Annotated in this window: 15 protein-coding genes; 6 read left to right on the plus strand and 9 right to left on the minus strand. The window is 58.8% G+C overall.

Translation table 11 applies throughout. The features are described 5' to 3' along the window. Positions 1-73 precede the first annotated feature (73 nt). Positions 74-664, plus strand: coding sequence for a hypothetical protein (locus RBB75_RS02810; RefSeq protein WP_353069438.1), 591 nt, complete (start codon positions 74-76; stop codon positions 662-664). Between the two features lie 127 nt (positions 665-791). On the opposite strand, the gene RBB75_RS02815 is transcribed toward RBB75_RS02810, so the two are convergent. From RBB75_RS02815 to RBB75_RS02825, 3 genes are read right to left on the minus strand one after another with little or no spacing between them, the layout of a single operon-like run. Next, positions 792-929 (minus strand): hypothetical protein, encoded by a 138-nt coding sequence (locus RBB75_RS02815; protein WP_179639250.1) that lies wholly within the window; start codon positions 927-929, stop codon positions 792-794. Positions 930-951: 22 nt separating this feature from the next. Continuing rightward, positions 952-1,188 (minus strand): exodeoxyribonuclease VII small subunit, encoded by a 237-nt coding sequence (xseB, locus tag RBB75_RS02820; protein WP_353069439.1) that lies wholly within the window; start codon positions 1,186-1,188, stop codon positions 952-954. After that, the gene (locus RBB75_RS02825; RefSeq protein WP_353069440.1) at positions 1,188-3,128 is read right to left on the minus strand and encodes a bifunctional homocysteine S-methyltransferase/methylenetetrahydrofolate reductase; all 1,941 of its coding nucleotides are present in this window, start codon (positions 3,126-3,128) and stop codon (positions 1,188-1,190) included. The genes xseB and RBB75_RS02825 overlap by 1 nt, the downstream gene beginning before the upstream one ends. Positions 3,129-3,307: 179 nt before the next feature. Here RBB75_RS02825 and RBB75_RS02830 point away from each other — a divergent pair, with 179 nt between their 5' ends. The 4 genes from RBB75_RS02830 to RBB75_RS02845 all read left to right on the plus strand — a co-directional run bounded on the left by RBB75_RS02830 (position 3,308) and on the right by RBB75_RS02845 (position 7,738). After that, positions 3,308-4,858, plus strand: a complete 1,551-nt coding sequence (locus RBB75_RS02830) for a hypothetical protein (RefSeq protein WP_179639253.1) — start codon at positions 3,308-3,310, stop codon at positions 4,856-4,858. Positions 4,859-4,936: 78 nt separating this feature from the next. Continuing rightward, positions 4,937-5,668, plus strand: a complete 732-nt coding sequence (bshB1, locus tag RBB75_RS02835; RefSeq protein ID WP_179639254.1) for a bacillithiol biosynthesis deacetylase BshB1 — start codon at positions 4,937-4,939, stop codon at positions 5,666-5,668. Positions 5,669-5,763: 95 nt separating this feature from the next. After that, positions 5,764-6,705, plus strand: coding sequence for a ferritin-like domain-containing protein (locus RBB75_RS02840; protein ID WP_218884707.1), 942 nt, complete (start codon positions 5,764-5,766; stop codon positions 6,703-6,705). Between the two features lie 13 nt (positions 6,706-6,718). Continuing rightward, positions 6,719-7,738 (plus strand): ferritin-like domain-containing protein, encoded by a 1,020-nt coding sequence (locus RBB75_RS02845; protein WP_179639255.1) that lies wholly within the window; start codon positions 6,719-6,721, stop codon positions 7,736-7,738. Between the two features lie 86 nt (positions 7,739-7,824). Here the strand turns inward: RBB75_RS02845 and RBB75_RS02850 are convergent, their stop codons facing one another. The 6 genes from RBB75_RS02850 to dcd form a co-directional block, all read right to left on the minus strand. After that, entirely contained in the window at positions 7,825-8,445 is a 621-nt protein-coding gene (locus RBB75_RS02850; RefSeq protein WP_179639256.1) for a hypothetical protein, read from the minus strand. A gap of 209 nt (positions 8,446-8,654) precedes the next feature. Next, positions 8,655-9,584: a UDP-3-O-(3-hydroxymyristoyl)glucosamine N-acyltransferase gene (gene lpxD, locus RBB75_RS02855; RefSeq protein ID WP_257031127.1), complete on the minus strand. Its 930-nt coding sequence runs from the start codon at positions 9,582-9,584 to the stop codon at positions 8,655-8,657. 25 nt (positions 9,585-9,609) lie between these two features. Then, the gene (locus RBB75_RS02860) at positions 9,610-10,554 is read right to left on the minus strand and encodes a lysophospholipid acyltransferase family protein (protein WP_257031128.1); all 945 of its coding nucleotides are present in this window, start codon (positions 10,552-10,554) and stop codon (positions 9,610-9,612) included. A 102-nt stretch (positions 10,555-10,656) separates the two neighbouring features. Continuing rightward, positions 10,657-11,358, minus strand: coding sequence for a lipid-binding SYLF domain-containing protein (locus RBB75_RS02865; RefSeq protein WP_179639258.1), 702 nt, complete (start codon positions 11,356-11,358; stop codon positions 10,657-10,659). Between the two features lie 442 nt (positions 11,359-11,800). Further along, positions 11,801-12,502: a response regulator transcription factor gene (locus RBB75_RS02870; protein WP_179639259.1), complete on the minus strand. Its 702-nt coding sequence runs from the start codon at positions 12,500-12,502 to the stop codon at positions 11,801-11,803. 54 nt (positions 12,503-12,556) lie between these two features. Further along, a complete protein-coding gene (gene dcd / locus RBB75_RS02875) occupies positions 12,557-13,111 on the minus strand; it encodes a dCTP deaminase (protein WP_179639260.1) in 555 nt (184 codons plus the stop codon). Between the two features lie 243 nt (positions 13,112-13,354). On the opposite strand from dcd, the gene RBB75_RS02880 reads away from it, so the two are divergent. Further along, positions 13,355-13,624: an HU family DNA-binding protein gene (locus RBB75_RS02880; RefSeq protein ID WP_158943184.1), complete on the plus strand. Its 270-nt coding sequence runs from the start codon at positions 13,355-13,357 to the stop codon at positions 13,622-13,624. The last annotated feature ends 10 nt before the right edge of the window (positions 13,625-13,634 follow it).

Genomic DNA, 13,634 nt, shown 5'->3' on the forward strand with positions numbered 1-13,634 from the left:
CGACCAGTAGAGTCGCTATCAAAACAAACGCAATTCGATTGACACGCAGAAGACTGGACGTCAGAATCGCGCCATGCTTCCTTTGCTCATCCTGATGATGCTCTTTGCATTCCTCGCAATGGGGGCGTTTGTATTTGTCCTGTGCGCGACAGCACCCCCGCTGCGCAAGTACAGCCTAAGCGCTGCTCTATGGTGTGCAACGTTGGGGCCGTGTTCGGTGGTATGGACAGTTGGAGCCGGTCTCGCGCTTGTGGCAAGTGGGATACTGATGCAGGCAACGCAAACGCGAAGCATCCACTTGCCGGAGTTGCCGAAGGGGATCGGAACAGGGTATATCGTGTTCGGATTGATCGGGTCTCTTTTCACAGCCACAGTTGTTGCCTGGGTTCATCAAAAGGCCATACGCCAAATGACTTTTGCGCTCTTTCGCATCTATGCAGGAGGTGTTGCAGGCGGAATCGGCACTGTTTGGGGCTGGTGCCTGGGATTCTGGCTCCTTCTCAACACTCAAGTTCACTACCGATTCGCACTATGGGGCTTGGCGATGGCGGCGTTATGTGCAGGTTTTGGCTACTCAGGGTTTCACTGGGCAAGATGGCTGAGAAGCAAATCACCAACGACACCCGGATTAGTCTCTCAGGCAGAATTCGAAGGATTAGGCTGACAATGCCTGCCCTCCAACCTTCTCCTCAGACTTTTAGTTCTCAACCGCAGGGCTACCTCGGCTTCATTTAGAAACACAATTTACCGTGTTTATTTTTGGTCCGGCAACAATCGTCACAGTTGGCAAATTAACTGGCTTTCGTCTTACTCGCGGGCTGTTGTTTCCCCTCCGCGATCTTCCATTCGAGCATCTTCTTCTCCGCGGCGATACCCTCTCTTCCGCGTTCCACGAGCCGATCTGCCAGCTTGTCGATATCTCGTTTCATATGGAAATCCTACTCCTCGTCTTCACACTGCTTTAGCATCTTTCTCTTCATCCAGATCTATGACCCGCATTGCATTTCTGCCCTGCTCGACGAGCACCTGGATTCTGCCCTCTGCGGCCTCCAGCTCCTTCTTGCAGGCGTTCGAGAGCTTCAGGCCCTCCTCGAACAGATGCACCGAGTCGTCGAGCGAGAGGTCTCCTCGCTCCAGCTTTTCGACTACACTCTCCAACGCTGTTAACTGCTCTTCAAAGTTTGCCATTATGCAACCTCAACCGCGGCTAGACCGAGCACGTCGGCTGCGACGCCGTATCGTCCGAAGGGCGCACTGACCTGAACGCCCTGCACCATGGGCTTCGCCTCGGCGAGCATCTCCTGCGCGATCTTGACGCCCTCGAGCCTGCCTGCCTCGGGCGTTAACGCCTTCGCCATCCGCGCCATGATCTCATCCGGCATGCTGACGCGCAGATCGTTCTTCATAAACTCCGCGTTGCGCAGGCTGGTCAACGGCCAGATGCCTGCGATTACCGGGATGCGGAAGCTTTCGATTCTGCGCAGAAACTCTTCGAGTACGCGCAGGTCGAAGACCGGCTGGGTGATGGCGTACTCCGCACCGGCCTCTACCTTGAAAGCAAATCTGCGGACCTCCTGATCCATATCCTGCACGCCGGGGTTCGCTGCTACCGCGATGGAGAAGCCGGTGGACTCGCCAATCGAGTTGTTGCCGATGTCGAGTCCGTAGTTCAGGTTCTTCACTACATTCACCAGGCCGATTGCATCGACATCGAAGACCGCGGTCGCATTAGGATAGTTGCCCAGCTTCGGCGGATCGCCGGTGAGGCAGAGAATATTCTTCAGCCCGATCGAGGACGCGCCCAGCAGATCACTCTGAATGCTCAGCACATTGCGGTCGCGGCAGGTGTAGTGCAGAATCGTCTCGATGCCGACGTGCTGCTGGATCTGTACGCACAGGCTCTGCGCGCTCATCCTTGCGCTGGCCCGGGGCGAGTCGGGCACGTTGATCGCATCGACGCCCAGCCGGTGCATCTGCATCGCTCCGTCCAGCTCCTTGCTGCAGTCAATGCCCTTTGGGGGCACGATCTCGACCATCGTGACAAAGTCGCCCGCCGCTACCATCGAGCCGATCTTCGACCGTTCGGCCAGCGGTGGCGGCGCAACTTTGCTCTCCTTGATGGTGGTGGCGTTGCCGGTTGCGTCGCGCTGCATCACCTCGACGCCGCTCTCCATCGCGTCGAGCGCACGCAGCGAACTCTTCATGGCCCGGGTGTAGCTTGGCGTGGTTCCGCAGCATCCGCCAACGATGCTCGCGCCCGCCTTCACCAGCTTGCGGGTGAAGCTGGCCATGTATTCAGGCGAGGTGAGATAGATCGTGCGCCCCTCGAAGGCCCGTGGAATTCCCGCATTCGGCATTGCTGCCAGCGGCAGCGTGGTAAGGGGCCGGATGCGCTCAATTACACTCAATACGGTCGCCGGCCCTGCGCTGCAGTTGCATCCCACCGCATCGGCGCCCCACTCGGTCAGTTTGATGGCGGCGGTCTCGGCCGAGGCCCCATCCAGGCAGTTGCCGTCTTCATCGACAGTCATCATCACCACGACGCGAACGCCGGGAGCGACGCGACGCGCTGCCAGGATCGCCTGCTCCGCCTCGGTCAGCGAGGTCATCGTCTCCACAATCAGCAGGTCTACGCCCACGCCAGGCCCGCCTTCGACCATCGCACGGATCTGCTCGGCAAAGGCATCCTGCGCCTCCTCGAGGCCAACCTTGCCCAGCGGCTCCAGCCTTACGCCCAGCGGGCCAATGGAGCCCGCCACAAACGCCTCGCAGGCCTGCTTCTCCCGGATCTGGTTGACGCACTCCCGCGCCAGCTTGACGCCAGCTACGTTGATCGCGCGCACTTGATCCTGCAGCCCGTGCTGTCCCAGGCGAAACCGGTTGCCGCCAAAGGTGTTGGTCTCGACGACCTCGGCCCCCGCCTGGAGGTATTCGTTGTGGATCTCGCGCACGAGGTCCGGCTGCGAGAGGTTCAGCTCGTCGTAACAGCGGTTGATGAAGACGCCGCGCGCGTAGAGCATCGTGCCCATGGCTCCGTCGCACAGTACTGTTGCGCCGTCAAACAACCGGCCGGCCGCAGCATAGCCTGCAACAGACGCCAACTCCGCACTCCGTACCTCATCCGCCATAGCCGTCTCCAATGTGTTCCTACCATCTTAAGCCACGCGGCGGACCCGCTCCAAACCAATAAAATGCAAGCCTTTGCGGATTGCTCCCAAACCATGGTCTGGCGCGTCTTTTGTTATACTCGGCAGATAGCCGCGGCCGCCAGATTATGCCTCAGCGCTCAGGTTGGAGTTAGTTACCGTTGACGAATCGAAGTCTCTTTACCCAGTCTCTCCGTGCCCAGATCTTCTGCGGCCTGCTGATCGCCGCCTTCACGCTGGGACTCACAGCCTGCGGCCCGTACTACTACAAATTCCCCCAGTATCCCTTCGCCAACCGCCCGATTCCACCCAGTAAGCTTGCCCAACGCGTGATGATTGGCGTGACGGCCAACGGCGGCACCAGCGGCAGCTTACAGATCGTCGATGCGAAGCGCGATCTGCGCAACAACGTAGAGAACACGAAGCCCTCGTTCTCCATCAGCGGATACTCGTCCGGCTATCCCAATCTCATTCTCAACTTCCCCTCTGAGATCGCCGGTTACGTCTACTCGAATACGCTGGGCGACGTTCAGATCATCAACTACGGCACCGAGTCCGCCAGCAGTAATGCGGGCAGCTTCCCCGGCTCCACGAGCATCGCTGTTCCTCCGACCTTCGGCCACGTGTATGCCGCCCAGGAGAACGCTGGCTTGCTTGGGATCATCGACAAGATCACCGGAGGGACTTACGAGCTCAACCTGCCGAATGTCTACCGGGTGGTCGTCAACCAGGGCGACACGGTCATCCTGGCGATGGTCCGCAACTCCAACTCGGTGTACCGCGTCATCAAGCTGAACGCCAATCAGTACCTCACCTCGACCGCTGCCATTGCCGCAATCGGTGCGGTGGACTGCCAGCCCTTCAACCTTCCCATCTACTGCGTTATCCCGGTAAATGTCGGAGGCAACACGACCGCCTTCGACCGGCCTGCCGGAGCCTACTTCTCCCTTGACGGCAACACGGTCTACGTTCTCAACTGCGGCGCTGAGTGCGGTGGAACCACTTCCAGCATCACCTACCTCCTGCCGGGCGCGCTTCAGGTCAACAGCTACACCAACAGCACTGTGCCGGCACAGCAGAACCCCAACGCCTTCTCCTCCAATCTCCCGGTCCCAGGCGGGGTCACGACGGCAGTCTCTGATGGGAATAATCTTTACGTCGCCGGTCAGCAGCGGCAGCCGGACGGGCTCTTTGCCGGCAATCTGTCCATCATCAGCCTCGCGACCAACGCCGTCACCAGCACGGTCTCCATCTCCGACGGCTCTCACAACAAGATCCTCTTCGCTGACGACAACACTCTGTGGATCGGCTCCCAGCTCTGTGCCACTGGAGAGCGCGCAGCCCGTGCAGCCCAGCAGATCGCAGCCGGCCAGGCCACCGACCAGAGCGCGAACTACAACTGTCTCACGCGCGTGGTTCTGCCGTCGGGTTCCACCGCGGCCAGCGCCTCCATCGTTCCTGCAGTCACGCAGAGTGCAACGTCGCCCGTCGTCGTCCCTTACCCGAACACGAACCAGAACCAGTATTACTATGGCGACTTGACTGGCCTCTGCTGGGTTCAGGGCTTCCACAAGGTTTACACCGCCTACGGGGGGCAGGTGCATGCCTTCAATACAACAGACGGCTCCGAGATCAACAACGCCAACATTACCGTTCAGGGCACCGCGCTCGATGTTGCCTACCTGGACGCCGTGACCGACGCAGCCAACTAATGCAGGCTCAGACACAGGGTTCAGGTCAAAGGAAGACTCTGTCCTGCGCCTGAGCTCTGAGTTTTGTTTCTGAGCCCTATGTCCTCGCCCGCACAACTCGACATCCTGGCCATTGCAGCCCATCGCGACGACGTCGAACAGACCTGCGGCGGCACTCTGATGGCCATGCACGCCCGCGGCTGGACGACGGGGATCCTCGATCTCACCCAGGGCGAGTCCGGCACCCGCGGCACCGCCGCCGATCGCGAGTCTGAGGCCAACGCTGCCGCGCGCATCCTCAACGTCGCTCATCGTGAGGCGCTCGACCTTCCCGATGGCAACGTCGAGAACACCCTGGTCAATCGTCTCAAGCTGGCAGCCGTCCTGCGCCGCCTGCGCCCCCGCGTTGTAATCCTTCCCTACTGGCAGGGCCGCCATCCCGACCACTACACCACAGCCACGCTAGGCTACGAGGCCTGCTTCGTCAGCGGCCTCGCTAAGGTCGTAACGCCCGGCGAACTCCACCCGCCACATCGGCCGTACAAGATCCTCTATGCAAGCCTCTATGCCGACGTGCGTCCCACATTCGTCGTCGACATCACACCGTTTGCCGAGCAGCGCCTACAGTCTCTGCTGGCCTACCACTCGCAGTACGGCGCGCAGCCTGAAGGCAGTGGCCTCTTCGTCCCCGAAGAGGAGATCCGCGAGCGAACTTTCGCCACAGCGCGCCACTACGGTTTGCTGGCCGGAGTCCGCTACGCCGAGCCCTTTATTCAGAAAGAAGTATGTCTTGTTGATGACATCATGATTCTTCCAGTCCAATCAATCTAACCGCGAATGTTATTATCTCCGCAATCCGTTTCAGGGCACATTTCGTCATCACAACGAAGGTGCAGCTAGGAACGGGCACTCAGGAGAGGTCCATCGTGGAAAAAAAGCTTAATGATTTAGTAGATAAGGCTCTATCCCGCCGGAAGTTTTTGGCGGGAGCAGGGACGGCCGCTGCCGGCGCAATGATGATCGGTTGCAACAACAGCACACCAGCACCAACCACTACACCAACCCCGACACCAACCCCGCTCGACATCCCCGACAATGACATTCTGAACTTCGCCCTCAACCTGGAGTATCTTGAGGCCGAGTTCTACCTCTATGCCGCGACTGGCTCCGGTCTCTCCACCGCCGATGCACTCAGTGGGGCGGGCACCACGATCGTTCCCCCCGGCATCAAGGCAGTGCCATGGACTAGTCCGATCTTCGCCCAGTACGCGGCCGAGATCGCCCAGGATGAGCTAAATCACGTTCGCTTCCTCCAGGCAGCCATCACCGGAAACAAGGGGACCCCAGTTTCCCGCCCTGCCCTCGACCTCACCTTCTTCGGTCCGCTGGCTGTCGCAGCCAAGATCACCGCGACTCCCACCTTCAATCCCTTCGACGGCAATAACGACTTCCTTATCGGAGCCTTTGTCTTTGAAGACGTCGGCGTTACGGCCTACAGTGGCGCTGCTCCTCTGCTGGCCAACAACAATATCCTGAACGCTGCTGCCGGCATCCAGGCAGTCGAAGCCTACCACGCCGCCGAGATTCGCACTCTGATCACTGCCGTAGATGGCGCAGCCGGAAATCAGACCTACACCACCATTGCCAACCAGGTATCCGCTCTCCGCGCCACACTCGGCGGAGGTAATGAGACTGCCCTCAGCGTCAGCAGCATCGTCGCTGCCGATCCCACCAACGCCATCGCCTTCCACCGCACAACCGATCAGGTTCTGCACATTGTGTACGGCGCGGCGGGCGGAGCAGGCCTCTCCAAGGGCGGCTTCTTCCCCAATGGACTCAACGGCTCGATCTCAGTAACAGCTTCCTAAGGACGGAGACATCATGGCAACTTTAGAGACACAGCAGCTCGATGAAATTATCGTCAGCACCCGGCGAAAGATGCTCACCAAGGGAGGCGCCGCGCTGGCCGCTCTTGCCTTCGGAGCAGCCGCAACCCCTAAAAAAGCAGAGGCCCAGTCGGCTGCCATCGGCGACTCGGACATCCTCAACTTCGCTCTCAACCTGGAGTATCTCGAGGCGCAGTTCTACAACCTCGCGGTCTACGGAGTAACCATCGACAAACTGTCGACGCCGATTCCCATCAGCGTCAACGGCACCACCGGCGGCACGGTCGCGCTAAGCCCGACCTTCGCCAAGGTTCCATTCTCACTATCCTACGTACAGGCCTATGCCACGGAGACCGCAACGGAAGAAGGTAAGCACGTCCTCTTCCTCCAGAGCGCGCTCAGCACCAAGGCCGTCTCGATGCCCAACATCGATCTGTTCACTTCTTTCAACACCCTTGCCGCGGCAGCGATGATCGGTCCAAGCTTCGACCCCTTCGCAAGCGACGCCAACTTCCTGATCGGCGCTTATATCTTCGAGGATGTGGGAGTCTCCGCCTATCATGGAGCGGCTCCTCTGATTAGCGACAAGGTCAACATCCTCCCGGCAGCGGTTGGTATTCACGCGGTCGAGGCCTATCACGCCGGTCTCATCCGCACTACCATCAACGGTCTCGATGGCGGCGGTGGAACCGGTCCGCTCAGCACGCTGACGCAGATGATCTCGGCAGCTCGTTCTTCGCTGGCGAATCCGGATCCCACCAAACCGATCACCACTCCGTTTGTCACCTTCACAGGCTCAGCGGCAGACGACATCGGAGTCTCCACAACCCAGGTCGCGCTCAACACCTCCACGGCGAACATCACTGCCTCAACCATCGTTGATTGCGATCAGAACTCCCTGGGCTGGGCTCGCTCCACCTCCCAGATCCTCGCAATCGTCACCGGCACCAAACCGACCGACACGGTCCATCAGGGAGTCTTCTTCCCCAATGGCCTTAACGGTCTCATCGCATAGCTCGTACTCTGAAACCAACAAAAGAGCCGCGGCCCTCCAAGCTGCGGCTCTTTTTGTCCTGTTCAAAGACCTTCTTCAAGATCAGTTCAAACAATCACTCGCACTCGCAGCCGTTCTCTCACAAACTCCACCACCTCATCCGTCACATAGACCGGCGGCAGTATCGGCAGCACCGGCGTTCCCTCTACCAGCTTCAGCGAAACACCCTTCCACTCGGGCCTTCCGAGTACGCCTTCCGGCACCAGCACCGCATCGGCGCGATCCAGAAAGTACTTCGCAGAATCTTTGAAGTCCGCCGTCTCCGGATCGAGCACGCTTAGATAAAGATCGGGCCGCAGAAACCGCAGGATGCTGTTCGACTCGATCACCACATTCTCCGCGCGCTCCATCTCCTTACGAATGCGCGGCATCGCCTCGGACAGATCGCCTGCCCGAGTCCTCACCCAGAATGACCGCACCGCACCCGCCGCCAGATAGCGTCCCGAATCTGTCGTGGCATCTCCCCCCGGGCGCTCCTCACTGACTGCAACTGTGTGTTCGGCGGTCTCGCAGTCACAGGGCTCACCATTGGCTGAACACATTCCATGCCCGAACTGCGTGATCTTGAAGGCAGTCCAATGCATCTCGGGCATCGCTTCGATCAGCCCTGCTACCACGCTGGTCTTTCCAATGTTTCTTGTATGTCCGCCAACCACTACAGTCGCCATTATTCACCGCGCTTCTGCTGATTTTAGTCCTTCCGGACGGGCGCCCTGCGCGGGCAGCGGGCGTTCGCACGCCTTTTTAGAGCTTTGCGTGGTCCTCCCGTTGGTCGGAATCAATCTTCCTTCGCGACCAACGGGAGCGCCAACCGAAGGGGTATATACGCCACGAAGTGGCCGCGCTCCGCGCAGGAGGCCCGTCCGGCAGGACAGCTTCAACGCCGCTTCAACCGCGCAAGATCCCGCAGATACTCCTTCAAAGGTCGCGCCGGGCGCCCCCAGAACACCTCGCCCGGCCCACGCATCTTCTTCCCACTCAGCACCCCCGCTCCGCCGCCAAGAATCACGCCGGCCCCTACCGTGGCATGCTCCCCAATCCCCACCTGCCCACCCAGAATCGCGCCATCCTCCACTACACTCGAGCCCGAGATCCCCGTCTGCGCCGCGATAATGACGTTCTTCCCAATCACGCAGTTATGTCCGATATGCACGAGGTTGTCGATCTTCGTCCCGCGCCCGATCCTCGTCTCCCCAAGCGCACCACGATCGATCGTCGTATTCGCGCCAATCTCGACATCGTCCTCCACCACCAGCCGCCCCTGCTGCGGAAAGATCAGATACTCTCCCGTCTCCGCGCTCCGCACATAACCAAAGCCGGTAGATCCAAGCACAGCACCCGCCTGTACCACCACGCGATCCCCCAACACGGTCCCCGCATAGATCGTCACGCGCGCACCAATCTCGCATTCACTTCCAATCACCGCACCATCGCCCAGCACAGCACCCGGCCCAACCGCCGTTCCTACGCCAATCGCCACGCCCTGCCCCACCACAGCCGAAGCATGCACACCTGTCTGAACTCCGTTGACGCTCAACCTTCGCGCCACCTGCGCAAACGCATATTTCGCATCCGCCACCCACAACACCCTGGGATCCGGCGACCGATAGGGCGGCAGCTCCGCCGACTCCAACTTCCTGCTCGCCAGGATCACACCAGCCTTCGATTGCAGCGCCCGGCCCAACGCATCGGCTTCAACCGCAAACACAACCGAGCTCTCGTCAGCATCCTCGATGCTCGAGACCGCCGTAATCTCAACCTCCAGCAGCGGCGCGCTCACACCAACCCAGTCTGCGATCTTGCTCATCGTTGTCATCAGTAGATCCTCGCCATCAGTAGATCCCCTCTTCTCCCGGAGGCCGCGTCTTCCACCGCCGATGCATCCACAGCCATTGATCAGGATACTGCCGAATCATCGCCTCAATCGCTGCCGTGAAGGCCGCTGTATTTGTAACCGCATCAGTTTCAGAATCGCCTATATGCGCCACTTCAAGTTCTTTGCCAAAGCGCAGCACGTACTTCTGCTCGCTCTCCTCCCACAGCAGAAACCCCGGCACCACTGCGGCTCCCGTCTTCCCGGCGATGCGCGCCATCCCCGAGGCCGTACACGCCTGCACGCCAAAGAACGGCACAAACACACCCTGCGGCGGAGTCATATTCGTATCCATCAAAATCCCCACCGTCTCTCCCGCACGCATCGACGCAATCAACCCTCGCGCAAAGTCGTCTTTGTGAATGACGCGATTTCCATGCAGGCACCGAACTCGATTTACAAACTCATCGACAAGCGGGTTATCCAGCCGCCGAATCACCATCCCCATCGGCATGCCCATCAGCGAGTGATAAAAACTCGACAGCTCCCACGCCCCCAAGTGGCCCGTCAAAACCAGCACGCCCTTCCCGCGCTCACGAGCCGTCAGGTAGTTCTCCAATCCCTCGTAGCGAATAAACCAGCTGGCACTCTCCTGCGTGTATCCCGGCATCAGGCAGAACTCCGCCAGCAGCCAACCAAGACGCCGATACAACAAGCGTAGAGTCCTCTCCTGTTCAGGCTCCGGCATCTCGGGAAACGCAAGCTTCAGGTTCCGTACACCCACTCCGCGCAGTCGCCCCAACACGTGATAGGCAATGGCCGCAATCCCCGCGCCAACGGCCCTGGCCGGTCCTCGCGGAAGCAACCGCATTCCGTGAACCGCCAGCCACACCACGGCAAACTCCACCCGTTCACGGAAGCTCACCTGCGCGTCAATTCCCTCTTTTTGTGGAACTTTGCTCAAGCCTCTAGTCTACCGATTCCAACCCACGCCGCTCGAAAAACAGAAAGGGCGGCTGAATAAGCCGCCCCTCTGCAATCGAAGAACAATCAAACAACAGATGCATTACTGGTTCTTGGCAACCACGAAGTACTTGGCCACTGTGCGCACAAACGGACGAGCCTCAACCGGCGTGACCTGCTTGCCGCCGAGGATCTGATCGAATCCAATGTCCGTTCCGTACAGCGCACGAGTGTCGTCCTGATTCTGCGACAGCACCGTGCCATCCAGGTTGATTCCCGCAAAGAGCCCTTTGGCACGCGAGTAGCTCAGGAACTGCGCATTCAGCTTCCAGTCCGTTCCAGCCTGAGCGTTGCGGCCAACCGGGCCGGCAGCAGCAGCGGCATCCGCACCAAGTTTGAACTTATTCTTCAGCATATCCTGCAGACCCTCTTGGTTCATCGCGACCAATACCAAGTCAGTTGCTTGTCCACCGATCTGGAACCCAAAGCTTCCGCCAGCCAACTGAACGCAAACCGGCGCACTCCACTTTCCGCTGGGTGTACGACAGGTCGCAACACCCTGACCATACTGCGCGCCCACAACGAAGGCACCCTTTTTGTAGCTCGGGATCACTACCACGCACTGCGCACCCGCAAGAATGCCGCCGGGTATAGCCTTATCCGGTGTCGCCATAATCTCGCGAATCACCTGGCTAGCGGCATTGAGACGCTCCGCAACCTTCGCCTTATCACCCTCCGCCTGGGCAGACAGAGAACCGGCGATCATCGCCAAACCACACAAAGCCACTGAAATCTTTTTTAGCATCGTTTTCCTTCTCACTCTCGTTCTGAATTTTTCTGATCTTCAACGGGGCTCAACAAACTGCTTATTTCCAACAATATATAAGATGGATAAAGACCGGTCCAAGTTGTCCCGTCAAAAAGTCAGCATGACGGCACCAGCATACGCCGAGAGAGCTACACACACGCAAAAAAAATGGGGGTTGTAGAGATAATGTCGGTAGAACTCCGACGCTATCTCTACAACCCCTCTCCCAGGTCTGTGTTGCTTAGTAGTACTTTGCCCCACATTACCTTCGCTCACAACGGTACGAAGGTGGGTATACCTTTGAGCGAATTTTGTTAACTTAGTAGTTAACAAAATCTGGGTGCAAAAAGCTCCAGCAACTAAAGACAGAAGTAGACTTCCGGTCAGAGTGTGGAAAACTTGCGTCGTAATCGTCAATATTCTGCAACAAAAGCCAGGGTTACCGCCCTAAAAACATCTTCTGATTGACGGCCTGAACCGATAAGGCAATGCGGTTATCGACCCCAACCTTCCGCATCAGATTCCCTACGTGTTTCTTCACCGTAGCCACATCGATGCCAAGCTCTCTTCCAATCGCCGGATTCGGGTGTCCCGCGGCCAGAAGGCGGAGGACCTCCAGCTCTCTCTGGGTGAACTTCGGCGCCTTCGCCGGGCCAGCCGGCGTCTCGGCTCCAGCTGAAGTCGACTCGAGCAACCGCGCCAGCACCTTCCGCGGTGCCCATACCGACCCATCCTGCACCACATCGATCGCCATCCGGATCTCGCTCTCCTTCGCCGAATGGGCCAGATAGCCCTTGGCTCCGGCACCGATGATGCGCTGGATGTGATCGTGATCCTCCTCCAGCCCGAGCACGATCAGCCGAAAGCGCGGACGCGTCCTGCGAAACGTAGCCAGCAGCTCGAAGATGTGATCCGTACATGCCGAATCGATCAGGATCAACGACACCCCCGAGGCGTCCAGCGCGCCTGGCACCGACAGGGGAACCACCTCCACCGGTCCGCCATCGGGAAAGATTGTCTGCAACCCCAGGATCCGCAGCGGGTCGGCAGCCACCAGGCCGACGCGCAGCGATCCCTTGGCCTTCTTCGCCTTCTTGTGTTTGGTATCCTTCATCGCCTGCGCAGCCCCTTTACTCAGCATCGTGCATTTAGTAGGCCGACTTCAGCGCTTCAGAAAAAATCGTGATCCGCAGTTCTACAGCTTAGGCAGCACGATTCCCTGCTGATTCTGATACTTCCCTTTACGATCCGCGTAGCTGATCTCACACACCTCATCGGACTGGAAGAACAAAATCTGGCAGAGGCCCTCGTTCGCGTATATCCGAGCGGGCAGCGGGGTGGTGTTCGAGATCTCGAGTGTTACATAGCCCTCCCACTCCGGCTCAAACGGCGTCACGTTCACGATGATTCCACAGCGCGCATAGGTCGATTTGCCGACGCAGATCGTCAGCACATCGCGTGGAATCTTGAAGTACTCGATCGACCGCGCCAGCGCAAACGAGTTCGGCGGAACGATCACGCTCTCGGCCTGTACGGTCACAAACGAGCGTTCGTCGAACGCCTTCGGATCGATGATCGCGCTATTGACGTTGGTAAAGATCTTGAACTCGTCGGAGACCCGCAGATCGTATCCATACGAAGAAAGTCCATACGAAATAACGCCCTCTCGAACCTGTTTTTCGCTGAATGGAGAGATCATTCCGTGTTCGTTCGCCTGCTGGCGAATCCAACGGTCGCTTTTAATTGCCACTCTGGTGCCCCTTCGGTCTCTGCTTTTGAAATTTCTTCCATTCTCGCAGAAGGTAGATATCCCTAATTGTCGCAGAAGGGTGTAAATTGGGTGCGGTAGTTCCCAGGCCCCATTGCATCATTAGATTCTTCATCTTACGGTAGCGTTCTATCGTTGACAATCGGAGTCCGAGTTTCTACCATCACCGTACTACCAGGTCAGCACCAGTTTTCTAAAAAATACAGCCCAAGGACGGCGGCCCAGATGATTAAGCAGGATCTCATACAGAGGGTGGTAGAAAGAACCGGCCTTCCAAGGACAAAAGCAGAGTCGGCTGTCGATGCGATCTTCGAAAGCATGAAGGCGACTCTCATCGCGGGAGACCGCATTGAACTCCGCGGATTTGGTGTCTTTACCGTCAAGCCGCGCAAAACCGGAATCGGTCGCAACCCAAGGACCGGCGCCGAGGTCACCATCGCCCCAGGCAAAGCAGTCCGCTTCAAGCCTGGCAAAGAGCTTCATCTGCTCGACTAACGCATCCGAT

The sequence above is a fragment of the Tunturibacter empetritectus genome (assembly GCF_040358985.1).
GTDB lineage: Bacteria > Acidobacteriota > Terriglobia > Terriglobales > Acidobacteriaceae > Edaphobacter > Edaphobacter empetritectus.

Excerpts from the sequence above, each read along its gene's own strand:
- RBB75_RS02845 (WP_179639255.1), top strand. The coding sequence starts at position 6,719 with ATGGCAACTTTAGAGACACAGCAGCTCGATGAAATTATCGTCAGCACC.
- RBB75_RS02850 (WP_179639256.1), bottom strand. The coding sequence starts at position 8,445 with ATGGCGACTGTAGTGGTTGGCGGACATACAAGAAACATTGGAAAGACC.
- lpxD (WP_257031127.1), bottom strand. The coding sequence starts at position 9,584 with ATGAGCAAGATCGCAGACTGGGTTGGTGTGAGCGCGCCGCTGCTGGAG.
- RBB75_RS02810 (WP_353069438.1), top strand. The coding sequence starts at position 74 with ATGCTTCCTTTGCTCATCCTGATGATGCTCTTTGCATTCCTCGCAATG.
- RBB75_RS02870 (WP_179639259.1), bottom strand. The coding sequence starts at position 12,502 with ATGCTGAGTAAAGGGGCTGCGCAGGCGATGAAGGATACCAAACACAAG.
- xseB (WP_353069439.1), bottom strand. The coding sequence starts at position 1,188 with ATGGCAAACTTTGAAGAGCAGTTAACAGCGTTGGAGAGTGTAGTCGAA.
- bshB1 (WP_179639254.1), top strand. The coding sequence starts at position 4,937 with ATGTCCTCGCCCGCACAACTCGACATCCTGGCCATTGCAGCCCATCGC.
- RBB75_RS02815 (WP_179639250.1), bottom strand. The coding sequence starts at position 929 with ATGAAACGAGATATCGACAAGCTGGCAGATCGGCTCGTGGAACGCGGA.
- RBB75_RS02865 (WP_179639258.1), bottom strand. The coding sequence starts at position 11,358 with ATGCTAAAAAAGATTTCAGTGGCTTTGTGTGGTTTGGCGATGATCGCC.
- RBB75_RS02825 (WP_353069440.1), bottom strand. The coding sequence starts at position 3,128 with ATGGCGGATGAGGTACGGAGTGCGGAGTTGGCGTCTGTTGCAGGCTAT.
- RBB75_RS02880 (WP_158943184.1), top strand. The coding sequence starts at position 13,355 with ATGATTAAGCAGGATCTCATACAGAGGGTGGTAGAAAGAACCGGCCTT.